Annotated in this window: 17 protein-coding genes and 1 pseudogene; 12 read left to right on the top strand and 6 right to left on the bottom strand. The window is 71.5% G+C overall.

What is annotated here, in order from left to right:
• From ABZX90_RS18780 to ABZX90_RS18760, 5 genes are all read left to right on the top strand, one after another.
• The gene (locus tag ABZX90_RS18780) at window positions 1–195 is read left to right on the top strand and encodes a hypothetical protein (RefSeq protein WP_351127311.1); all 195 of its coding nucleotides are present in this window, start codon (window positions 1–3) and stop codon (window positions 193–195) included.
• 237 nt (window positions 196–432) lie between these two features.
• Window positions 433–717: a Sec-independent protein translocase subunit TatA gene (gene tatA / locus ABZX90_RS18775; protein ID WP_351127309.1), complete on the top strand. Its 285-nt coding sequence runs from the start codon at window positions 433–435 to the stop codon at window positions 715–717.
• A gap of 47 nt (window positions 718–764) precedes the next feature.
• Window positions 765–1,712: a twin-arginine translocase subunit TatC gene (gene tatC / locus ABZX90_RS18770; protein ID WP_351127307.1), complete on the top strand. Its 948-nt coding sequence runs from the start codon at window positions 765–767 to the stop codon at window positions 1,710–1,712.
• A 30-nt stretch (window positions 1,713–1,742) separates the two neighbouring features.
• The gene (locus ABZX90_RS18765; RefSeq protein WP_351127305.1) at window positions 1,743–2,633 is read left to right on the top strand and encodes a diacylglycerol kinase; all 891 of its coding nucleotides are present in this window, start codon (window positions 1,743–1,745) and stop codon (window positions 2,631–2,633) included.
• A gap of 39 nt (window positions 2,634–2,672) precedes the next feature.
• On the top strand, window positions 2,673–5,534 hold the full coding sequence (locus ABZX90_RS18760) for a DEAD/DEAH box helicase (RefSeq protein ID WP_355206134.1): 2,862 nt from the start codon (window positions 2,673–2,675) through the stop codon (window positions 5,532–5,534).
• A 382-nt stretch (window positions 5,535–5,916) separates the two neighbouring features.
• On the opposite strand, the gene atzF is transcribed toward ABZX90_RS18760, so the two are convergent.
• The 4 genes from atzF to ABZX90_RS18740 form a co-directional block, all read right to left on the bottom strand.
• Entirely contained in the window at window positions 5,917–7,581 is a 1,665-nt protein-coding gene (gene atzF, locus ABZX90_RS18755; RefSeq protein ID WP_355206131.1) for an allophanate hydrolase, read from the bottom strand.
• A 296-nt stretch (window positions 7,582–7,877) separates the two neighbouring features.
• The gene (locus ABZX90_RS18750; RefSeq protein WP_355206128.1) at window positions 7,878–11,405 is read right to left on the bottom strand and encodes a 5-oxoprolinase/urea amidolyase family protein; all 3,528 of its coding nucleotides are present in this window, start codon (window positions 11,403–11,405) and stop codon (window positions 7,878–7,880) included.
• Entirely contained in the window at window positions 11,402–12,001 is a 600-nt protein-coding gene (locus ABZX90_RS18745) for an urea amidolyase associated protein UAAP2 (RefSeq protein ID WP_351127297.1), read from the bottom strand. Before ABZX90_RS18745 ends, ABZX90_RS18750 begins: the two co-directional genes overlap by 4 nt.
• Entirely contained in the window at window positions 11,998–12,822 is an 825-nt protein-coding gene (locus ABZX90_RS18740) for an urea amidolyase associated protein UAAP1 (protein WP_351127295.1), read from the bottom strand. Before ABZX90_RS18740 ends, ABZX90_RS18745 begins: the two co-directional genes overlap by 4 nt.
• 216 nt (window positions 12,823–13,038) lie before the next feature.
• Between ABZX90_RS18740 and ABZX90_RS18735 the strand changes: the two genes are divergently transcribed.
• From ABZX90_RS18735 to ABZX90_RS18710, 6 genes are all read left to right on the top strand, one after another.
• On the top strand, window positions 13,039–13,665 hold the full coding sequence (locus tag ABZX90_RS18735) for a helix-turn-helix domain-containing protein (RefSeq protein ID WP_351127293.1): 627 nt from the start codon (window positions 13,039–13,041) through the stop codon (window positions 13,663–13,665).
• A gap of 317 nt (window positions 13,666–13,982) precedes the next feature.
• Complete coding sequence (locus tag ABZX90_RS18730; protein WP_351127291.1) at window positions 13,983–15,569, top strand: ATP-binding protein; 1,587 nt, start codon at window positions 13,983–13,985, stop codon at window positions 15,567–15,569.
• Window positions 15,566–15,973, top strand: coding sequence for a roadblock/LC7 domain-containing protein (locus tag ABZX90_RS18725; protein WP_266756789.1), 408 nt, complete (start codon window positions 15,566–15,568; stop codon window positions 15,971–15,973). The genes ABZX90_RS18730 and ABZX90_RS18725 overlap by 4 nt, the downstream gene beginning before the upstream one ends.
• Window positions 15,970–16,416, top strand: a complete 447-nt coding sequence (locus tag ABZX90_RS18720) for a DUF742 domain-containing protein (protein ID WP_355206123.1) — start codon at window positions 15,970–15,972, stop codon at window positions 16,414–16,416. Before ABZX90_RS18725 ends, ABZX90_RS18720 begins: the two co-directional genes overlap by 4 nt.
• Window positions 16,397–17,017 carry an ATP/GTP-binding protein gene (locus ABZX90_RS18715; RefSeq protein WP_351127286.1) on the top strand — a complete coding sequence of 207 codons (621 nt, stop codon included), beginning with the start codon at window positions 16,397–16,399 and terminating at the stop codon, window positions 17,015–17,017. Before ABZX90_RS18720 ends, ABZX90_RS18715 begins: the two co-directional genes overlap by 20 nt.
• 74 nt (window positions 17,018–17,091) lie before the next feature.
• The gene (locus tag ABZX90_RS18710) at window positions 17,092–18,573 is read left to right on the top strand and encodes a cytochrome P450 (RefSeq protein ID WP_355206120.1); all 1,482 of its coding nucleotides are present in this window, start codon (window positions 17,092–17,094) and stop codon (window positions 18,571–18,573) included.
• Here ABZX90_RS18710 and ABZX90_RS18705 read toward each other — a convergent pair.
• Both ABZX90_RS18705 and ABZX90_RS18700 read right to left on the bottom strand, forming a co-directional pair.
• Entirely contained in the window at window positions 18,567–19,526 is a 960-nt protein-coding gene (locus ABZX90_RS18705) for an RluA family pseudouridine synthase (protein ID WP_355206117.1), read from the bottom strand. The two genes, ABZX90_RS18710 and ABZX90_RS18705, sit on opposite strands and share 7 nt — an antisense overlap.
• 4 nt (window positions 19,527–19,530) lie before the next feature.
• Window positions 19,531–21,081, bottom strand: a complete 1,551-nt coding sequence (locus ABZX90_RS18700; RefSeq protein ID WP_355206114.1) for an amino acid permease — start codon at window positions 21,079–21,081, stop codon at window positions 19,531–19,533.
• Window positions 21,082–21,569: 488 nt separating this feature from the next.
• Between ABZX90_RS18700 and ABZX90_RS18695 the strand changes: the two are divergent.
• Window positions 21,570–21,680: pseudogene (locus ABZX90_RS18695) on the top strand (ABC transporter permease); the annotation flags it as partial.
• Window positions 21,681–21,775 lie beyond the last annotated feature (95 nt).

The following is a 21,775-nucleotide window of genomic DNA, read 5'->3' as shown; positions in this document are numbered from 1 at the left end:
ATGTTCTGGCCGATGTTTGCGATCGCTGTGGGGTTCCTGGGAATCGCGGTTCTCGGAGTGCTCGCTGTCCGTGTCTTCCTGGAAGCGGAGCGTCTGGGCAGACAGGTGGCCGACTCCGCGCGCCGTATCAACAAGGCCGCCGATGACCTGGAACGGGCCGCCGTCGGGGCCGCTCGCGCTATGGACGCGGTATGAGTCGTTCCATGGATGAGCAATGAGTCACTGCAGCCTGTCAACTTCGTGCCGGGGCCAGGTACGCTCAAGGTCGCGGCCCGGATAACGAGGCGCGGACCGCGAACTGGGAGTACGCACAGGGATTGCCCCGCGTTCACCCCTGAGCGTTACGATCGCTGTCACCACGACGATCGGACACATGTCCGACCGATCGGACAGCACCCCGACCATGCAGCCTCGGTGAGAAGGTAAAGACTTATGTTCGGAAGGCTCGGAGCTCCCGAGATCATTCTCATCCTCGTCGTCATCATCCTGCTGTTCGGCGCGAAGAAGCTTCCGGACATGGCGCGCTCCCTCGGCAAGTCCGCCCGGATCCTCAAGAGCGAGGCCAAGGCGATGAAGGACGAGGGCAGCAACCCCGCCCCGGCCGGCCCGCCCAGCACCGACGAGCAGCCCCCGGCTCAGCGCACCATCCAGGCCTCTCCCGGCGACGTGACCAGCTCGCGCCCGGTCAACGAGCCGACGGACACGACCCAGCGCTGACGCAGGGCCGGTGATCTCCGGCCCCCCGCATGAGATGAGGATGTGGGTTGCTCAAGTCTGCCCGCAACACGGAGAGGGACCCCGAGGGGCGCATGCCCCTCGCGGACCATCTTCGCGAGCTCCGCAACCGGCTCGCGAAGGCGGTGCTGGCCATCGTCCTGGTGACGATCGTCGCGGCCTTCTACTACAACGACATCATCGACTTCTTCACGAAGCCGGTCCTGGACTCCGTCGGGTGTCCGGAGACCTTCGCGGAGCTGGCGAAGCAACCCAAGAACCACCGGTGCGCACAGATCACCATCAACGGTCTGCTCGCCCCGTTCACCCTGGCACTGAAGGTCTCCCTGATGGCGGGCGTCGTGCTCGCCTCGCCGGTCTGGCTCTACCAGCTCTGGGCGTTCGTCGCCCCGGGTCTGCACCGGAGCGAGAAGAAGTACGCGTACGGGTTCGTCGCCTCGGGTGTGCCGCTGTTCTTCGGCGGCGCCTTCTTCGCCTACAAGGTGCTGCCCACCACGGCGAAGGTACTGATCGAGTTCACGCCGAACGGCGTCGACAACCTGCTGCCGTTGGACGACCTGCTCGACCTGGTCACGCGCATGGTGGTCGTCTTCGGACTCTCCTTCGAGCTGCCGCTGCTCCTGGTGATGCTCAACCTCACGGGCATCCTCACCGGCCGGCGCATGCTGGGCTGGTGGCGCGCGATGATCATGGGCATCACGGTCTTCGCCGCCCTCGCCACCCCGAGCACCGACCCGCTGACCATGCTGGCGCTCGCCGGGCCGATCTGGATCCTGTACTTCGGCGCGGTCGTCTTCTCGCTGCTCAACGACCGGCGCAAGCGTCGGCGCGATGAGGCCGGACCGGCCGACGACGAGGCCTCCGACCTCGATCTCACCCCCGAGGACATCGGCGAGACCGAGCCCGTGACGGCCCGTGGGGCCCTCCCGGAGCAGGCCACCACGGACCGGGTCAACGGTTATGACGACGTGACCTGACGAAGCCCGGGACCTCGTAGGGTCAGGGCTGTGACCAGCGAGATCACCCTCTTCGTCAACCCCACCGCGGGCCGCGGCCGGGGCGCCCGCGCGGCGCAGCCGGCCGCTTCCGCTTTGCGTGCCGCGGGATTCTCCGTCCGGACGGTCCTCGGCGAGGACGCGGCGGACGGCCTCACGCGGGCGCGAGAGGCGGTCGCGGGCGGCACCGGCGCCCTCGTCGCGGTTGGCGGCGACGGCATGGCGAACCTCGCCCTGCAGGCCGTCGCCGGTACCCGTACCCCGCTCGGCCTGGTCGCCGTCGGCACCGGCAACGACTTCGCGCGCGCCCTCGGCCTGCCCGTGGGCGACCCGGCGGCCTCGGGGCGCCTGATCGCCGAGGCACTCAAGGACGACCGGACGCGGGATGTCGACCTGGGCCGGGTGAACGGCACGTGGTTCGGCACCGTCCTCGCCTCGGGGTTCGACTCCCGGGTCAACGACCGCGGCAACCGGATGCGGTTGCCCCTCGGCCGCTTCAAGTACGACGTCGCCATGCTCGCCGAACTGGCCGCCTTCCGGCCCTTCGCGTACCGGATCACACTGGACGGCGGCGAGACCCGGGAGATCGAGGCGACGCTCGTGGCCGTCGGCAACGGATCGTCGTACGGCGGCGGCATGAGGATCTGCCCCGGCGCGGACCTCGGTGACGGGCTGTTCGACATCACGGTCGTCGGGGACTGCAGCCGCACGACGCTGCTCAAGGTGTTCCCGAAGGTCTACCGGGGCACCCACGTCGATCATCCCGTGGTGACCGTGCACCGGGCGGCCCGCGTCGAGATCGTCGCCGAGGGCATCACCGGGTACGCCGACGGGGAGCCGCTCGGACCGCTGCCGCTCAGAGCGGACTGCATACCGGCGGCCGTGCGGGTCGCACTTCCCTGAGCTGCGGGGATCGGGGCCTCACCGCCGCGGATCCGGATAATGATCGTCCTGTTGTCAGTGCGTCCCGGTAGGCTCGAAAGCACGATGACAGAGGACCTCTCACCGGCCGAGCGGTACGCGGCAGCACGCAGGCGCGCTGTCGAGCAGGCCACCGCGCTCGCCTCCTTCCGCGAGATGTACGACTTCGGCCTCGACCCCTTCCAGATCGAGGCCTGCCAGGCGCTCGAAGCGGGCAAGGGTGTGCTGGTGGCCGCGCCCACCGGCTCGGGCAAGACGATCGTCGGCGAGTTCGCCGTCCACCTCGCCCTCGAGCAGGGCAAGAAGTGCTTCTACACGACACCGATCAAGGCGCTCTCCAACCAGAAGTACGCCGACCTGTGCCGCCGTTACGGCGCGGACAAGGTCGGCCTGCTCACCGGCGACAACAGCGTCAACTCCGAGGCCCCGGTGGTCGTCATGACCACCGAGGTCCTGCGCAACATGCTGTACGCGGGCTCGCAGACCCTCCTCGGACTCGGCTACGTGGTGATGGACGAGGTGCACTACCTCTCCGACCGCTTCCGCGGCGCCGTCTGGGAGGAAGTGATCATCCACCTCCCCGAGTCGGTGACCCTGGTGTCGCTGTCGGCGACCGTGTCGAACGCGGAGGAGTTCGGCGACTGGCTGGACACCGTGCGCGGCGACACCCAGGTGATCGTCTCCGAACACCGGCCCGTCCCGCTGTTCCAGCACGTGCTGGCCGGGCGGCGGATGTACGACCTCTTCGAGGAGGGCGAGGGCCAGCGGAAGGCCGTCAACCCCGACCTCACGCGCATGGCGCGCATGGAGGCCAGCCGCCCGTCGTACCAGGACCGCAAACGGGGCCGCGCGATGCGCGAGGCCGACCGGGAGCGTGAGCGCAGACAGCGCTCGCGCATCTGGACGCCCGGCCGTCCCGAGGTCATCGAGCGGCTCGACAACGAAGGACTGCTGCCCGCCATCACGTTCATCTTCAGCCGTGCGGCCTGCGAGGCCGCCGTGCAGCAGTGCCTGTACGCCGGCCTGAGACTGAACGACGACGCGGCACGCGCCCGAGTGCGTGAACTCGTCGAGGAGCGCACCGCCTCCATCCCGGACGAGGACCTGCACGTCCTCGGCTACTTCGAATGGCTGGAGGGTCTGGAGCGCGGTATCGCGGCCCACCACGCGGGCATGCTGCCCACCTTCAAGGAGGTTGTCGAGGAGCTGTTCGTCCGCGGCCTCGTCAAGGCCGTCTTCGCGACGGAGACCCTCGCGCTGGGCATCAACATGCCCGCCCGCTCGGTGGTGTTGGAGAAGCTCGTCAAGTGGAACGGCGAGCAGCACGCCGACATCACCCCCGGCGAGTACACCCAGTTGACCGGACGCGCCGGCCGCCGTGGCATCGACATCGAGGGCCACGCGGTCGTGCTGTGGCAGCGCGGCTTCAGCCCCGAGCACCTGGCGGGGCTCGCGGGCACGCGCACCTATCCGCTGCGCTCCAGCTTCAAGCCGTCGTACAACATGGCGGTGAACCTGGTCGAGCAGTTCGGGCGGCACCGCTCACGCGAGCTTCTGGAGACGTCCTTCGCGCAGTTCCAGGCCGACAAGTCGGTCGTCGGGATCTCCCGGCAGGTGCAGCGCAACGAGGAGGGTCTCGAGGGCTACAAGGAGTCCATGACCTGCCACCTCGGCGACTTCGACACGTACATGGAGCTGCGCCGCGAACTCAAGGACCGCGAGACCGAGCTGGCCCGGCGGGGCATGTCGGAGCGCCGTGCCGAAGCGGCCGTCGCCCTGGAGAAGCTGAAGCCGGGCGATGTGATCCATGTACCGACCGGCAAGTACGCCGGGCTCGCGCTGGTGCTGGACCCCGGGCTGCCCGCGGGCCGGTCGAACGGCCACCGGGGCTTCGAGCAGCACGACGGCCCGCGCCCGCTGGTGCTCACCGCCGAGCGCCAGGTGAAGCGGCTGGCCTCGATGGACTTCCCGGTACCGGTCGAGGCGCTCGACCGGATGAGGATCCCCAAGTCCTTCAACCCGCGCTCGCCGCAGTCCCGGCGCGACCTGGCGTCCGCCCTGCGCACCAAGGCCGGGCACATCGTCCCGGACCGGCACCGCAAGAAGCGCTCCGACGCCGCCGACGACCGCGAGATCGCCCGGCTGCGCACGGCGATCCGCGCGCACCCCTGCCACGGGTGCAACGACCGCGAGGACCATGCCCGTTGGGCCGAGCGCTACCACCGCCTGCAGCGTGACACCTCGCAGCTGGAGCGCCGTATAGAAGGACGGACGAACACCATCGCCCGCACCTTCGACCGGATCGTCGCCCTCCTCACCGACCTGGACTATCTGCGCGGCGACGAGGTCACCGAGCACGGCAAGCGGCTCGCCCGGCTGTACGGCGAACTCGACCTGCTGGCCAGCGAATGCCTGCGCGCCGGCGTCTGGGACGGGCTCGCCCCCGCGGAACTGGCCGCCTGCGTCTCGGCGTTGGTGTACGAGTCCCGGGCCGCCGACGACGCGATGGCGCCGAAGGTGCCGTCCGGCAAGGCCAAGGCCGCGCTCGGTGAGATGGTGCGCATCTGGGGCCGACTCGACGCGCTGGAGGAGGACTTCGGGATCAGCCAGACCGAGGGGGTCGGCCAGCGCGAGCCGGACCTCGGCTTCGCCTGGGCCGCCCACGAGTGGGCGTCCGGCAAGGGCCTCGACGAGGTGCTGCGCGAGGCCGAGATGCCCGCCGGTGACTTTGTGCGCTGGTGCAAGCAGGTCATCGACGTCCTCGGCCAGATCGCGGCCGCCGCGCCCGTCTCGGGCGGCGAGAGGTCGACGGTCGCGAAGAACGCGCGCAAGGCGGTCGACGCCCTGCTGCGCGGAGTGGTGGCCTACTCGTCGGTGGGCTGACGACCGGCGGCCCGGCCGTCGGTGAGCCGAGCCGACGCGGCCGGTGGCGTGCCGTCCTCCCTGTCCGGGAGGCGGCGCCCACCGGCCGCGCCTGTTTCGGCGGGGCGCGGCCGGCGGCTCCGCGCCGTTCTCGGCGGGTTCGCGGCCGGCGGCTCCGTTCCCGTCGTGGCGGGGTGCAGCCGGCGGCTCCGCTTCCGTCGTGGCGGGGTGCGTCGCGGGGCTCCGTTCCCGTGTCGGCTTGGTGCGTCCTGTGGCCCCGCTTCCGTCGTGGCGGGTGCGTCGCGCGGCCCCGCTTCCGTGTCGGCCGGGTGACGTCGGCGGCACGGGCGGATCAGCGGCTCGGGCGGATCAGCGGCTCGGGCGGCTCAGGGGTTCGCGTGGCTCAGGGGTTCGGGTGGCGGCTCACGTACGCGCGCCAGCCGCCGTACTCCGTGATGTCGGGCGCGCCCTCCAGCACGCCGGGTTCGCACAGGAATCCGGGCACGTGGCTGCCGTCGGCCAGTTCGACGCTGCCCAGCGTCATCGGGCGGGGGACGGCCGCCAGCAGGCGTCCGAGGCCCTCCGCCGGGAGGTTCCACACCTCGGCCTCGACGGCGGCGCCGCCCGCGCCGACATGGACGAGGCCCGGCTTCGGCGGGCTGGTGGCCAGGGCGTGCAGGCGGTAGACGGCGGCCGTCGTGGTCGTGCGGTCGAGGCGGGCGCCCAGGGACAGCAGCTGCGTGTTGAGCGGCTGCCCGGACAGATGCGCTCCCACCACGGCGAGGCGCGTCTCGTGCTCCAGCGTGCGGGCGATCCGTGCGAGACGCTCGTCGGTGAACGCACGTCCGATCAGCATCACGCCGAACGGGAGTCCGGCGGGTGTCCGCCCGGCGGGGACGGCGACGGCGGCGAGGTCGAAGAGGTTCGTGGAGTTGGTGAAGCGGCCCAGCCGGGCGTTGGAGCCGAGTGGATCGGCGGCGACCTCGGCGAGCGTGGGATGGCCGGGCGCGGTGGGCAGGAGCAGCGCGTCCGCGTCGGCCAGTTCGGAGAGCGCCCGGGTGCGCAGAGAGGCCAGTCGTTCCTGGTCGGCGTAGAGCCGGTGGGCCGGGATGTCCCGGGCGCGGGTGATGATCCCCGCGACGGTCGGGTCGAGACCGGTACCCCCCTCGGAGATCAGTTTGTCGACAAAGCTCCCGACCGCCGTGTAGCGCTCGGCGACGAACGCGCCCTCGTAGAGCATCGCAGCGGCCTCGGTGAACGGGGTGAGGTCGAGGGTGCGTACCTCGGCGCCGGCCGCGACGAGCCGGTGCACGGCCGCCTCGTACGCCTCGGCCCAGCCCTCGTCCAGTTCGCCGAGCTGTGCCGTCGGCGGGACGGCGACGCGCCAGGGGCCGGGGGTGCGCTGGGGGAGTGCGGGGAGTTCGCGCCCGGAGGGGGACGCCAGGTACGCGAGGGCCTGTTCGGCCTCCGGGAGTGTGCGGGCGAACACGGTGACACAGTCCAGGGAGGCGCAGGCAGGGACGACACCGGTGGTCGGCACCAGGCCGCGGGTGGGCTTCAGGCCGACGATGCCGTTGAACGCGGCGGGGACGCGGCCGGAGCCGGCGGTGTCCGTGCCGAGGGCGAGGTCGACGATGCCGAGGGCCACCGCCACGGCCGATCCCGAGCTGGAGCCGCCGCTGATCCTTTCCGGGTCCAGGGCGCCCCGGACGGCGCCGTGGGGGGAGCGGGTGCCGACCAGGCCGGTGGCGAACTGGTCGAGGTTCGTGGTGCCGAGGACGACGGCTCCGGCCGCGCGGAGGCGGGCGACCGCGGGGGCGTCGGCCCCCGGGGTGTAGGCGTAGGCCGGGCAGCCGGCGGTGGTCGGCAGGCCCGCCACGTCGATGTTGCCCTTCGCGGCGAAGACCTTTCCGGCGAGCGGGAGGTGCTCGCCGGCGGCGACGCGGGCGTCCACGGCCCGCGCCTCCGCCTCGGCCTCCGGCCGGGGGCGCAGGTCGATCCAGATCTCCGGGCGGTCTGCGGCCTCGATGCGGGCGTACGCCATGCGGACTCGGGTGAGGGCGGACATCGGAACTCCTTGAGCTGGGGTGCTTCTCTCGACTGAGGGCGGGCGGACGCGCCGCGCCGCGGTCCGCCCCCCAGGGGGGTTCCCCTGTTCCGGTGGGACGGGGACCCAGCGGGACGGGAATTCGGGGGAACGGAACCCGACGGGACGGGAACCCGGCGGAGGACCGGCCGGGCACGGGGCGGACGGGCGCGGACCGGTGCGGGTGGCGGCGGGGTCGGTGCGGTCGGGTGCGGGGCGAGGGTGTGGACAGTGCGGGTGGCCGGAGGGGAATCCCGGGTGGGAATCCCGGACGGGAATCAGGGTGTCGACGGTTCCAGGGGCGCCAGCACCAGCAATGCCGTGCCCGCCTCCACCTGGTCGCCGGGTTTGGCGAGGATCTGCCGGACCACGCCGTCGATCGGGGCGGGGACGCGCGACTCCATCTTCATCGCCTCCAGGGCGAGCAACGGTTGACCCGCCGTCACCGTCTCACCCGGCTCCACGTTCAGCTGCCACACCGACGCGGCGAACTCGGCCTCGATCAGACGGCCGCCCGCCGGGACGCTCACCTCGGCGGCCGTAACCGGCGGGGCGCCCGCCGTCTGCGCGCGCGTGAACTCGCCCGCCGCCTCCCAGGCGTCGCGCTCGGCGGAGAACGCGCCGCCCTGCCGGGACCGGAACTCCGCGATGGACTCGGCGTTCTCGGCGAGGAAGTCCTCGTACGCGGCGAGCGAGAAGGTGCCCTCCTCGACGCGCGGCACGAAGCGGCCGGAGATGATGTCGGCTCGCAGCTCCAGGAGTTCGTCCGCCTCCACCGGGTACCACTTGATGCGGTCGAAGAAGCGCAGCAGCCAGGGCGAACCCGGCTCGAACGCGCCGCGCTGCTGCCAGCCCGACCACACCTGGGTCGTACGGCCGACGAACTGGTAGCCGCCCGGGCCCTCCATGCCGTAGACGCAGAGGTAGGCGCCTCCGATGCCGACCGAGTTCTCGGCGGTCCAGGTGCGGGCCGGGTTGTACTTGGTGGTGACCAGTCGATGGCGGGGGTCGAGCGGGGTGGCGACCGGGGCGCCCAGGTACACGTCGCCCAGGCCGAGGACGAGGTACTCCGCGTCGAAGACCGTGCGGTACACGTCCGCCACCGAGTCCAGGCCGTTCACCCGGCGGATGAACTCGATGTTCCACGGGCACCAGGGCGCGTCGTCGCGGACGCCCGCCATGTAGCGGGCGATCCCCTCGCGGGTCGCCGGGTCGTCCCAGGACAGGGGGAGGTGGACGGTCCGGGAGGGGACGACGAGCTGGTCGCTCGGGGGCAGGGCGCGAACCGTCCGCCGCACGGCCTCCAGGAGTTCGCGCTGGGGCAGACGGCGGGGGTCCGCCTGGATCTGGAGGGAGCGGATGCCCGGCGTCAGATCCGTGACGCCGTCCAGATCCGCCGTGGTCACGGCCTCCATGAGCGCGTGGACGCGCATGCGCAGGGCCAGGTCCAGTTGCATGGGCCCGAACTCGACCAGCAGGTTGTCGTCGCCGCTGCGGCGGTACGTCACATCGCCGTCCCGTGCGAGCACCCCGCCGTCGACGATCGCGGGCCGCGCCGAACCGTCGTCGGCGAGCGGCGCGAAGCGGACCGTGTCGCCGGGGCGGAGCTGGCCGAGCTTCCAGCGCTCGGTGCTGACGACGGTCGCCGGGCAGACGAAGCCGCCGAGCGAGGGGCCGTCCGGGCCGAGCAGGACGGGCATGTCGCCGGTGTAGTCGACGGCGCCGACCGAGTAGGGCGTGTCGTGGATGTTGGACGGGTGCAGTCCGGCCTCGCCGCCGTCCGTGCGGGCCCAGCGCGGCTTCGGGCCGATGAGCCGTACGCCGGTGCGGGCCGAGTTGAAGTGGACCTTCCAGTCGGCGGCGTAGAAGTCGTGGATGTCGTCCTCGGTGAAGAACTCCGGTGCGGCGTGCGGTCCTTCGAGGGCGCCGACCCGCCACTCGGCCGTGAAGCCGGGACGGTCGCCGGGTGGCACGGGAGCCCCGAGTGCCGTGACCGCTCCGCCGTGCAGTACGTCTCCGGTCCGCAGGGTCCGGCCCCCGTGGCCGCCGAACCGGCCGAGCGTGAAGGTGGAGGCGCTGCCGAGGAACGCGGGGACGTCCAGGCCGCCGCCCGCGAACAGGACGTAGCTACGCAGGCCGTGCCCGGCGGGCGCGCCGACCTCCAGCACCGCCCCGGCCGGCACGGTCACCGGCTCCCACTGGGCGATGGCCGCCCCGTCCACGGTGACCGGCGCGGGAGCTCCGGTGACACACACCGTGGTGGCGTGCGTGAACCTCAACGCCGGTCCCTGCAGGGTGCATTCGAGGCCCGGCGCGCCCTCGGGGTTGCCGAGCGCCCGGTTGCCGAGCCGGAACGAGAGGTCGTCCATCGGGCCGCACGGCGGTACCCCGACCTGCCAGTAGCCGGTGCGGCCGGGCCAGTCCTGCACGGTGGTGAGCGTGCCGCCGGACACGACCTCGACGCGCGGGGTGGGATCGGTGACGCCCGCCAGGGTGGCCGTCGAGTGCTGCGCCCGCCGGAAGGACGGTTCGGCGAGGGCGGCCCGCACCAGACCGAGGTTGGTCTCGATCCCGTCCACCCGGGTCCTGGCCAGCGCCTCGTCGAGCCGCTCCAGGGCGTGCGCCCGGTCCGGCCCGTACGCGATGATCTTCGCGAGCATCGGGTCGTACGACGTGGTGACCTCGGTGCCCGTCTCGACCCAGCCGTCCACGCGGACGCCGCCGGGGAAGTCCACCCGCGTCAACAGGCCCGCGCTCGGCCGGTGTTCGCGCGAGGGGTCCTCGGCGTACACCCGGGCCTCGACGGCGTGACCGCGGGGCGCTCCCGGGTCCTGTACGACCTCGGACTCGCCCCTGGCCAGGCGCAGCATCCAGGCGACCAGGTCGACGCCGTAGATCTCCTCGGTGACCGGATGTTCCACCTGGAGGCGGGTGTTGACCTCCAGGAAGTACGCCTCCTCGCGGGCGGCGTCGTAGACGAACTCGACGGTCCCGGCCGAGCGGTAGCCGACCGAGGCACACAACTCGCGGGCGGCCAGGGCGAGTCGGTCGCGCACGGGGGAGGGGAGGTCCGGCGCGGGCGCCTCCTCCAGGACCTTCTGGTTGCGGCGCTGGAGCGAGCAGTCGCGGTCGCCGAAGGTGACGACACGGCCGTGGCCGTCGCCGAAGACCTGTACCTCGACATGGCGGGCGTGTTCGACCAGGCGTTCCAGGAAGACCCCGGCCGAGGAGAAGGAGGCCGACGCGACGCGCTGCACCCGCTCCCAGGCCTCGGTCAGTTCATCGGCGGATCGACATGCCGACATGCCGATGCCGCCGCCACCGCCGGTGGCCTTGAGCATGACGGGGTAGCCGATGCGGCCGGCCGCGTCCAGCGCCTCGGGAAGGCCGGAGAGCAGTCCCGTGCCCGGCGCCAGTGGCACCCCCGCGGCCTCGGCCGCCGCCCGAGCCGTGTGCTTGGCGCCGAACAGCTCCAGCTGCTCGGGCGTCGGCCCGACGAAAGCGATCCCGGCGTCCTCGCAGCGCCGTGCGAACGCCGCGTCCTCGGACAGGAATCCGTAGCCGGGGTGGATGGCTCCGGCCCCGGTGTCCTTGGCCGCCTTCAGGACCAGGTCGGCGTCGAGATAGGACTCCTTCGCGGGTGCCGGGCCGAGGCGGACGGCCTCGTCGGCGAGCCGGACGTGGGGCGCGGCACGGTCGGCGTCGGAGTACACGGCGACTGTGCGCAGGCCCAGTTCGCGGGCGGTCCGGATGATCCGGACGGCGATCTCGCCGCGGTTGGCGATCAGCAGGGTGTCGAACGTCATGCGGACGCGCCGATCGTCATGGCGACCGCCGTCGGTTCGAAGCCGTTGCACGGGTTGTTGATCTGGGGGCAGTTGGAGACCAGCACGATCACATCGCGCTCGGCGCGCAGGGTCAGCCGGAGCCCCGGCGCGGAGATGCCGTCGACGATGCCCAGGGTGCCGTCCCGCTCGACCGGCACGTTCATGTACCAGTTGATGTTCGAGACGAGGTCGCGCTTGCCGAGGCCGTAACGGGCGCCCTCCGCGAGGAAGTTGTCCACGCAGGCGTGCTGGGACCAGGTGTGGTGCCCGTAGCGCAGGGTGTTCGACTCCTTGGAGCAGGCGCCGCCGACCGTGTCGTGCCGGCCGACCTCGTCCTCGACGACGGTCATCAGCGGGGTGTGCTCGTTCGACATCAGCACACTGCCCGTCGTCAGGAAGATGTTCCCCTGCGCCTGGATCGTGTCGGGCGCGCTGTAGCGGACGGCGGTGTCCCCGGCGTCGTACACCAGGAAGTCGACGGCCTGGTTGCCGTGCAGATCGGTGACGGTGAGCGTCTCGCCGGCGCGGACGACGGCTGACCAGGCGGCCCTGGCCGGGACGGTGACGTGGGTCATGCGAGCCCCCTCGTGGCAAGGAATTCGGCGGTGTTGAGGAAGGCGCGGCGGCCCTCGGGCGTGGCCTCCCACAGCGGGTCGCCCGCCGCGGTGGCCCGCGCGCGCCAGGCCAGCACCTCCAGGGGGGTGCTCGTGTAGTCCGGGCGCGGATCGGCCGGGTGCGGCACGTTCGCGATCAGCACGGTGACGTCCTGCTCGGCGCGGAGGGTGACGCTGCCACCCGCGCCGGCCGAGCCGGTGAAGTCCACCGAGCCGTCCTCGCGTATCTCCGCTCCCTGGAAGAAGGAGAGCGAGGGCGGCAGATCGCGGGGCGTGAGCCCGTTCTTGGCGGCGGCCAGTTTGAACAGCTCGCGTCCGGCCGGGGACGCGGACTGCGCAGTGCCGTCCCCGTACCGCTCCGTGTTGCGTACGAGCGTGGAGGTGCCGCACAGGGCGTCGTGCCGTCCGGCGGAGTCGGCGACCACCGAGGCCAGTACCCGGCCCTGGTCGGAGAGGAGCAACTGCCCCTGGCCCAGGTAGGCGTTCCACTGGACCTTGACCGTGTCGGCTACGTTCAGGCGCTCCCACGGACGGTCCGCGACGTACAGCAGGACGTGCGCGCAGGCGTCGCCGGTGAGGTCGCTCAGGCGCAGCTCGGTGCCCCGGGCCAGCACCTTGTGCGTGTAGTTGCCGCCCGCCACGGTCTCCGCCCACACGAGATGGCCCGCCTCGCAGGGCGGTGCGGGCCAGTCGCCCGCGGGGACCACGGGCATGGCCTCGGCGCGGGTTCCCTGCTGTGCGCGGGCGTGGTCGCGTGCTCCGTAGGTGGTCGCTGTCGCCATCGCGGGTCCTCCGGCTCCTGGGTTATTTCTGTCGCCCGACAGAAATTAGGGGCGGGGTGGGTCGCGGCCGTGTCCCGTGTGTTGCCGCGCGGTTACCCCTCCCTCACGGACGGTGCGCCGCCAGGGACGGCCGGGGTCCGCGCGCCGCCGCCCGGTGTCCGCCGCGCGGATCGCGGCACCCCGTCGGCGTGGCGGGTGTGTGCGAGGATCGAACGCATGGGAACGGGTGGCGGGCGACGGGTCGGCAGGCCGCGGGCCGCGCAGCGGCCGGAGAGCGGGCTGACGCCGCGCGCCGAACTGCTCGACGCAGCCGCCGAGTTGTTCACGACGCGGGGATACGCCGCCACCACCACGCGCGCCGTCGCCGAGCGGGCGGGCATGCGCCAGGCGTCCATGTACCACTATGTGTCCGGCAAGGAGGAGCTGCTCGCCGAGCTCCTGGAGTCCACGGTCACGCCCTCGCTGGCGTTCGCCCGCGAGCTCCTCGCCGACGACACGGCGCCGGCGGGGGACCGGCTGTGGCAGCTGTGCCGGGCCGACGTGGAGGTGCTCTGCGGGGGCCCGCACAACCTCGGCGGCCTCTATCTGCTGCCCGAGGTGCGCACCGAACGCTTCGCCGGCTTCCATGCCGTACGCGCCGAACTCAAGGACACCTACCGTCAGTTGCTCGCCGCCACGCCGGCCGGCGGCGCACTCGCCAAGAGCGAGCTGGATCTGCGTACGGATCTGCTGTTCGGGCTGATCGAGGGAGTCATCCTCGTGCACCGCTCCGATCCGCAGCGCCCGGTGTCGGCCTTCGCCGAGGCCACGGCGGACGCGGCGCTGCGCATCGCCGGGATCTGAGGCTTCACCGCCGCTTCACCCTGCGGGGGCGTCGATTTCGTATGCCCGCACGCCGTCACGCACCGTGTACGAATGGAGGCTCAGCGTGCAAATGGGGCCGAGGGTACTCCAGTCACTCGGGCGATTTCAGGTGCTTGCTGAATATGACACAGCGATGATCCGGTCGGACTAAGCTCGCCCGCAGCGCACCGAGTTGGGATGTAATCGTGCGCTTGTTCCCAAAAGTTCCGAAGATCACGTTTGATCCGTGCCGATCCATGCCGTTTCCCCCCACAAACATCCTCCACCCCCCAGCCGACTTGTCTCAGAGGGCATACATGGTGAGTGTTCAATCGCCTCCCGGTGGCCGTGAACTTCCCTACGCGCGCGTGCTGTTGCTGCCGGCCGTACTGATGGCCGTGGCGACCGGCACGGCCGTCGCCGCCGTGACGGAGCCGGCCCGGGCCGCGGTCGCCCTGTGCGGCGGCTTCGCCACGCTGCTGGTCATCGCCATCGGTGGTGAGGCAGTCCGCCGCGGCCGCGTCGCCCGTGAGCTGCGGGCCGACTTCGCGCGCCGCACCGCCTCCCTGGAACAGCGCATCGCCGCGCACGATCAGGAGATCGTGCATTTCACCCGGGAGATCCTGCCGCACGCGATCGACCGACTGCACGACGGAGATTCGCCCTCGGAGGTGGTGCGCACCCTGGGCCGCGGCAACCCGGACCTCCGCGAAATTCCCAAGTCGCAGCAGGAGCTGCTGAAGAAGCTGCTCAAGATCGTCGACACCGAGGAGTCGATGCGCGACGCCGCGCAGCGCTCCTTCGTCAACATCGCCCGGCGCGTCCAGGCCATCGTCCACCAGCAGAACAACGAACTCCGCGAGATGGAGGAGGACCACGGGCGCAACCCCGAGGTCTTCGACGACCTGCTGCGCATCGACCACGGCACCGCGCTGATCGGCCGGCTCGCCGACTCCATCGCCGTGCTCGGCGGCGGCCGCCCCGGACGCCAATGGCCCGAGCCCGTACCGCTGTTCAGCGTGCTGCGCGGGGCGATGTCCCGCATCCTGGAGTACCGGCGCATCGAGCTGCACAACATCGTCGACGTCGCCGTCACCGGCGTGTCCGTCGAACCGCTCATCCACGCCCTGGCCGAACTCCTGGACAACGCCACGCGGTACTCGCCTCCGCACACCAAGGTGCACGTCACCGCCATCGAGGTGCAGACCGGCGTCGCCATCGAGATCGAGGACGGCGGCGTCAGCCTCAGCGACGAGGCCCGCGGCAAGATCGAGGAACTGCTCCGGCTGGCCGCGGCGGGCGTCGACCCGAACGTCATGGGCCAGGCACCCCGGCTCGGCATGGCCGTCGTCGGACGACTCGCGCAGATGTACAGCATGCAGATCTCGCTGCGGCAGTCGGCGTACGGCGGTGTCCGCGCCGTCCTCGTCGCCCCGCGCGCCATGCTCACCACCGACTTCGCCCCCGGTCTCGCGCACGGCATCGGAGCCAACTCCGTCGCCGGCATCGACAACGGCGGGGTCGAGGGCCCGGCGCGCAAGCCCAAGAAGCGCCGGCCGACCACGGGCCCCCGCATCCCCTCGTCGAGCGGCGACCCCCGCGAGGACGACGTCCCGGTGGTCACGGAGTGGACGCCGGGCGGTCTGCCCCAGCGCCGCAGCCGCGTCACGGTCCCGCTCAGCCAGCGGTACGCCGAGGCAAGGGCCGAGCAGGAGGCCGCCGAGGCCGCGGGCCTCTCGTCCTCGTGGACGCCCGAACCCACGTCCGAGGAGAAGGAACCCGAACCCGGGCTGTGGGTCGAGGCGTTCATGAACGGACTCAAGGGTGACCCGGACCCGACCGCACTCAGCACGGACAACCAACCGGCCCCTGCCGAGGCCGACGACGAGGGGGACCTCAAGTGATCCAGCAGCGAGCCAACTTCGACTGGATGCTCAAGGATCTCGCCGACGGAGTGCCGGGCATCCAGCAGATCGTGGTGCTCTCCGCCGACGGACTGCGCATCGCCCGCTACGGCGGCGATCCGGACGCCGCCGACCGGGTCGCCGCCGCCTGCGCGGGCCTGCAGAGCCTGGCCGGAGCCGTCGCGGGCGAGATCCCCAAGAGCGACGGCCGGATGCGCATGGTCATCATCGAGATCAACGGCGGCTACTTCTACCTGATGTCGGCGGGAGCCAACGCCTACCTCGCGGTGCTCGCCAACCAGACCGCGGAACCCGGGCTGATGAGCAACCGCATGCGTGACCTCGTCGTACGGATCGGCGCCCATCTGACAAGTCCGCCGAGGCGCAACGGGCAGACCGTATGACTCCTCCGCAACGCCGGCGGCGCCAACCCAAGGAGCGGCCCCCCGAACCCCCCGCAGCGGGTTCCCCCCTCGCGGGCCCGGATGGCCCCGAGGGGGAGGAGGGGCAAGACAAACCGAAGAACCCCGAGCGGCTGTACGTGCTCACGGGTGGCGGTGAGGGCGGCGACCGGGCCGAGCTCGACCTGGTCACGCTGGTCGTCGCCCGCGCCGCCCCGCCGCCCGCCGCCCAGCCGGAGCAGTCGGCGCTGCTGCGGCTGTGCAAGGCACCCCTTTCCGTGGCCGAGATCTCGGCCTATCTCAATCTGCCGTACAGCGTGGTGACCGTCCTGCTCACCGAGCTGCTGGCGGCAGAACTGGTACAGGCGCGCGCCCCGATCGTCCGTCAGGCGCTCCCCGACCGTTCCCTCCTCGAAGCGGTGATGCATGGACTTCAAAAGCTCTGACACCATCACGGGCCCTCGCGCCGAGGACCATCTGCCGCACACGGCACAGGCGGCGGTGAAGATCGTGATCGTGGGCGGCTTCGGAGTCGGCAAGACGACCATGGTGGGCTCCGTCAGCGAGATCAAGCCGCTGACGACCGAGGAGACCATGACGCAGGCCGGCATCGGAGTCGACGACAACTACGGGTCCGAGACGAAGACGGCCACCACCGTGGCCATGGACTTCGGCCGGATCTCCATCACGGACCAGCTGGTGCTCTATCTGTTCGGCACACCGGGCCAGGAGCGCTTCTGGTTCCTGTGGAACGGCCTGTTCGAGGGAGCGCTCGGCGCGGTCGTCCTCATCGACACCCGCCGTCTGGAAGTCAGCTTCGACGTGATCGGCCGCCTGGAGGAGCGCGGTGTTCCGTTCGTCGTCGCGATAAACGACTTTCCCGACGCACCCCGGTACCCGGTCGAGGACCTGCGGGCCGCGCTCGACCTCGCCCAGGAGATTCCGATCGTGAAGTGCGACGCGCGTCGCAGGGCCTCGAGCCGGGACACCTTGATGACGCTGATGCGGTTCCTGCATTCACTGGCGATGACTTCGGCGCGCGTCTGAACGTCGTACGGTGAGCGGCACCGGAACGCCAACTCCCCATCCATAGAACGTATTTCAGCTTCGGAGCGATCATTGTGACGACTGAATCCCACTCTCCGACCGGTACGGAAGAACACCCGCTGGGCCCGCCGCCCGGCTGCCCCGCCCACGGCATCGGCCCCGGCGTCGGTCCCGGCGGGCTGCGCCGCCTCTACGGGCCCGAGGCGGAGGACCTGGGCGCCCTGTACGAGAAGCTCCGCGCCGAACACGGCGCCGTCGCACCCGTGTTATTGCACAACGACGTACCGATCTGGGTCGTCCTCGGCCACGCCGAGAACCTGCACATGGTCAGCACGCCCTCGCACTACGCGCGCGACAGCCGACTGTGGACCGCCGTCCAGGACGGCACGGCGGGCGCCGACCATCCGCTCGCCCCCCATATCGCCTGGCAGCCCATCTGCTCCCACGCCGAGGGCGACGAGCACCTGCGGCTGCGCGGAGCGGTCACCGGCGCCATGACGACCATCGACTTCCGCAGTCTGCGGCGCTACATCAACCGCGCGACCCAGCGCCTGGTCAACGAGTTCTGCGAACTCGGCGAGGCCGACCTGGTCGGACAGTTCGCCGAGCATCTGCCGATGTCCGTGCTCTGCGAGATCATCGGCATGCCCGAGGACTACAACGACCGCATGGTGCAGGCCACCCGTGACCTGCTCAAGGGCACCGACACCGCGATCGCCAGCAACGAGTACGTCATGAGCGTGCTGACGCAGCACACCCTCCGGCGCCGCGCCGAGCCCGAGGAGGACTTCACCAGCCATCTCATCAACCACCCGGCCCGGCTCAGCGACGACGAGGTCGCCCAGCACCTGCGGCTCGTCCTGCTCGCCGCCTACGAGGCCACCGCCAACCTCATCGCCAACGTGCTGCGCATGGTGCTCACCGACCCGCGCTTTCGTGCCCAGCTGAACGGCGGGCAGATGACCGTGCCCGAGGCGGTCGAGCAGTCCCTGTGGAACGAGCCGCCGTTCAGCGCGGTCCTCGGCTACTTCGCCAAGCAGGAGACGGAGTTGGGCGGCCAGCGCATCCGCAAGGGCGACGGACTGCTGTTCGGGATCGCGCCGGGCAACATCGACCCCCGGATCCGTCCCGACCTGGCCGCCAGCATGCAGGGCAACCGCTCCCACCTCGCCTTCGGTGGCGGTCCCCACGAGTGCCCGGGCCAGGACATCGGCCGTGCCATCGCCGATGTCGGCGTCGACGCCCTGCTGTTGCGGCTGCCGGACGTCGAACTCGACGGCGACGAGAACGATCTGCGCTGGCGGGGATCGATGTCGTCGCGCCACCTCGTCGAACTGCCCGTGCGATTCCAGCCCAGGCCGACCCAGGACGTCCTGCAGCGGCCCTCCGTCCGCGCACTGCCCGCCCAGCGGTCCCACTGGCAGGTCACGACCGACGCATCGGCACCGGCCGCCTCCGCGCCGCGGCCGGTGGCCCCGGCGCCCGCCCCGGCCCCCCAGCCCGCCCACCGGCCGGGCGCCTGGCAGCGCCTCGTGCGGTGGTGGCGCGGCTACTGATCCCCGGTGGGCCGAGCCGACCACCCGTCGTACGAGGTCCACGCCTCCAGTACCCGTCCACTGACGAACCGATGGGCCCGCCCGGTGACCGGATCGGTGAACTCCAGCACCCGCGCCAGCAGTTGCAGCGGACGCCGGAAGTCACCGGCCGGCACCGGTCCGGTCACCACCGGGTACAGCGGATCGCCGAGGATGGGCACACCCGACGCGCTCATGTGCACCCGGAGCTGATGGGTCTGCCCGGTGCGGGGCGTCAGCCGATAGCGCCCCAGTCCGTCCCGGCGCTCCACCAGTTCGAGGTGGCTGACCGCGTTCGGTTCGCCCGCCACCTCGCGCGCGGCCATCACCCCGCGCTCCTTGAGGATGCGGCTGGTGACCGTGCGCGGCAGGCCGAGACCGGGTTCGTACGGGGCCACGGCCTCGTACTCCTTGCCGACCAGCCGGTCGCGGAACAGCGACTGGTACGCGCCGCGTTCCCCGGGCCGTACGGTGAACAGCACGAGCCCGGCGGTCAGCCGGTCGAGGCGGTGCGCGGCGCCCAGCTCCGGAAGGCCCAGATCCCGGCGCAGCCGGGCAAGGGCCGTCTCGGCCACATGGCTGCCGCGCGGTGTGGTGGCGAGGAAGTGCGGCTTGTCGGCGACGACGATGTGTTCGTCCCTGTACACCACGTCCAGCGGGAACGGCACCGGCTCCTCGTCCGGCAGCTCCCGGTGGAACCACAGGAACATCCCCGGCGCGTAGGCGGCTTCGGCCGTCAGCGGCCGGCCGCCCTCCCCGACGATCAGTCCCTCGTCGATCATCGCGTCGATGACCCCGTCGCCCGCCGCGAGCCGCTCCACCAGATGCTCCCGCACGGTGGCCCAGCTCCCCTCCCGCGGCAGTCTGATCCGCACGGGGTCGACCCCGTGGCGCTGCGGGAGGGGGGAGGGCGGGATCCGGGGCTTGCGTCTCACCTGGTCAAGCGTACGAGGCCGGGACCACCTCGGGAGCCTCCGGTGCCGTCGCCCGCGCCCGGTACGCCCGGTACCCCGCGCCCGCGACCAGTGTCACGGCGAGGAACACCAGGGTGAACCACCGGAAGTACCAGTGCCCGCCCGCCGGGTCGTACACCTCGGCGCGCGGCCAGGCCAGGTTGACCGTCATGAAGAGGCCGTAGACGAGGGCGAGCGCGTTGACGGGGACGCCCCAGCGGCCGAGGGAGAAGAGCGGGGCGCCCGTCTCGTCGGCGCCGTCCGCGGTGAACTGCCCGCGCAGACGCCGTACCAGCAGCGGCCCGGTCACCATCGCGTAGGCGAGGTACAGCATCACGATGCAGGTGGTGCCGATCGCCAGGAACGCGTCCGGGGAGGCGAAGTTCAGGAGCAGCAGGGCGGCCGCGAGGACGCCGACGACCAGGGCGGGGGCGCTCGGCATACCGGTGCGCGGGTCGACCTTCGCGAGACGGCCGGAGAAGGGGAGCTGGTTGTCGCGGGCCATCGAGAAGAGCATGCGGCAGGCGGCGGTCTGGATCGCCAGGGTCGCCACCGCGATGGCCACCACCACGTCGGCGAGCAGCGCCCGGCCGACCCCGTCACCGAGGCTGCTGGTCAGGACGTAGCTCAGGCCGTCCACGCCGAGGCGGCCGTCGGTGAGGCTCGGGGCGGCGAGCAGTCCGCCGAGCACGATCAGCCCGCCGAGCAGGCCCGCCGCGCCGAGCGCGACGAGGATCGTGCGGGGCGCGGTGCGCCGTGGATGGTGGGTCTCCTCGCTCATCTCGCCGGCGCTGTCGAAGCCGATCATCACGTACGCGGCCATGAACGAGCCCACCATCAGGGCACCCAGCAGACCCGTGCCGCCCTCGCCGGTGTGGAAGGTGATGCCGGGGGAGCGCTCGGAGTGGGTGAACAGCAGCACGATGATCAGGACCGCGCCGATGATCTCCGCGGTGACGCCGATCCGGTTGACCGCGGACATCACGCGGTTGTCGAGGACGTTCACCAGTGTGGTCAGGACGAGCAGGACCACGCCCAGGACGGCCGCGTTGGCCGCGCCGTCGGGGCTGGTCGGGGCCGGATCGTCGCCGATCAGCTGGAAGCCCGACCAGATCGCGGGCAGGACCATCTGCAGGGCGAGTGCCGCCGCGGCGACCACCACGATCTGTCCGATCACCATGATCCAGCCGGCGAACCAGCCGAATGAGAGGTTCGACAGCCGCGAGGACCACTGGTAGATCGCGCCGGAGATCGGATAGCGCGCGGCCAGTTCCGCGAAGCACGCGGCGACCGCGAGCTGGCCGATCAGCACGGCCGGCCAGGTCCAGAAGAAGACCGGGCCGCCGAAGGCGTACCCGAAGGCGAAGAACTGGAAGACCGTCGTGAGGACGGAGATGAAGGAGAACCCGGCGGCGAACGAGGCGTACCGGCCGAGGCTGCGGTGCAGCTCCTGTCGGTAGCCGAAGTCGGTCAGGGAGCTGTCGTCCGGGGACTCCGGCGGATCGGGGCGTACGTCGGAGGGAGCGGTGGTGGTCACGGCGGCACCTGCCTTCGGCGCGGAAGGGTGAGCGGGATTCCTGTCGGGTGACAGAAATTAGGGAGCCCCTGTTTCACCCGCGTGACGCGGTCGTGTCGGCGGCGGGCCGAAGTCCTCACGCGCTTGCCGAGCCCGCTCCGACGCGATACATCGCGTGATCGATGTGTGGCCGGGCGGGATGAGACGGCTGAGTAGCTCTCCGGCCCGATGGCCGTTCCGGCGCGCGAGCATCCGATCTTCGAGACCGCGCTCTCGATGGCGGGGGCGCCGCCGCCCCGTGAGGTCGCACGGCTGCTCGCGGAGCGGCTCGACTCCCTCGAGGTGCAGGCCACGAGTGCCCGCGGCGGCCTGGAGAAGCTGTACGAGACGCTGCCCCGGATCTTCCTCGTGGAGCCCGCGTATCGGCTGCGCATGGTCGGGACGCAGGCGCAGTCCCATGGACGTGACCATCAACTTCGATCTGCGTCTCGACGTAGCGCCCGAGGCGGATGTCCGAGCAACCCGACCAGTTTGACATGCTCGGCAGGTCGGGCGCTCTGCTCGCGGTCGCGGCGGTGTGGCTGTCGATCCGTACGTTCCGGTCGTACCGGCGCTCGGTCCAGCCCCAGGGTCGGGCGGTCGGTCTCGCCCACCGGCGTCGGCCGGGTCGGACCCGTGGGCGGTGGGCGGTCCGCCCCGCGGGCGGTCATTCGCC

This window comes from Streptomyces sp. NPDC002935, assembly GCF_040611295.1.
Taxonomy (GTDB): Bacteria; Actinomycetota; Actinomycetes; order Streptomycetales; family Streptomycetaceae; genus Streptomyces.
This window is presented reverse-complemented; position numbering and strand designations above follow the sequence as displayed.

Excerpts from the sequence above, each read along its gene's own strand:
- ABZX90_RS18720 (WP_355206123.1), top strand. The coding sequence starts at position 15,970 with ATGACTCCTCCGCAACGCCGGCGGCGCCAACCCAAGGAGCGGCCCCCC.
- ABZX90_RS18730 (WP_351127291.1), top strand. The coding sequence starts at position 13,983 with ATGGTGAGTGTTCAATCGCCTCCCGGTGGCCGTGAACTTCCCTACGCG.
- ABZX90_RS18715 (WP_351127286.1), top strand. The coding sequence starts at position 16,397 with ATGGACTTCAAAAGCTCTGACACCATCACGGGCCCTCGCGCCGAGGAC.
- ABZX90_RS18745 (WP_351127297.1), bottom strand. The coding sequence starts at position 12,001 with ATGACCCACGTCACCGTCCCGGCCAGGGCCGCCTGGTCAGCCGTCGTC.
- ABZX90_RS18735 (WP_351127293.1), top strand. The coding sequence starts at position 13,039 with ATGGGAACGGGTGGCGGGCGACGGGTCGGCAGGCCGCGGGCCGCGCAG.
- atzF (WP_355206131.1), bottom strand. The coding sequence starts at position 7,581 with ATGTCCGCCCTCACCCGAGTCCGCATGGCGTACGCCCGCATCGAGGCC.
- ABZX90_RS18750 (WP_355206128.1), bottom strand. The coding sequence starts at position 11,405 with ATGACGTTCGACACCCTGCTGATCGCCAACCGCGGCGAGATCGCCGTC.
- ABZX90_RS18780 (WP_351127311.1), top strand. The coding sequence starts at position 1 with ATGTTCTGGCCGATGTTTGCGATCGCTGTGGGGTTCCTGGGAATCGCG.
- ABZX90_RS18740 (WP_351127295.1), bottom strand. The coding sequence starts at position 12,822 with ATGGCGACAGCGACCACCTACGGAGCACGCGACCACGCCCGCGCACAG.
- ABZX90_RS18760 (WP_355206134.1), top strand. The coding sequence starts at position 2,673 with ATGATCGTCCTGTTGTCAGTGCGTCCCGGTAGGCTCGAAAGCACGATG.
- tatA (WP_351127309.1), top strand. The coding sequence starts at position 433 with ATGTTCGGAAGGCTCGGAGCTCCCGAGATCATTCTCATCCTCGTCGTC.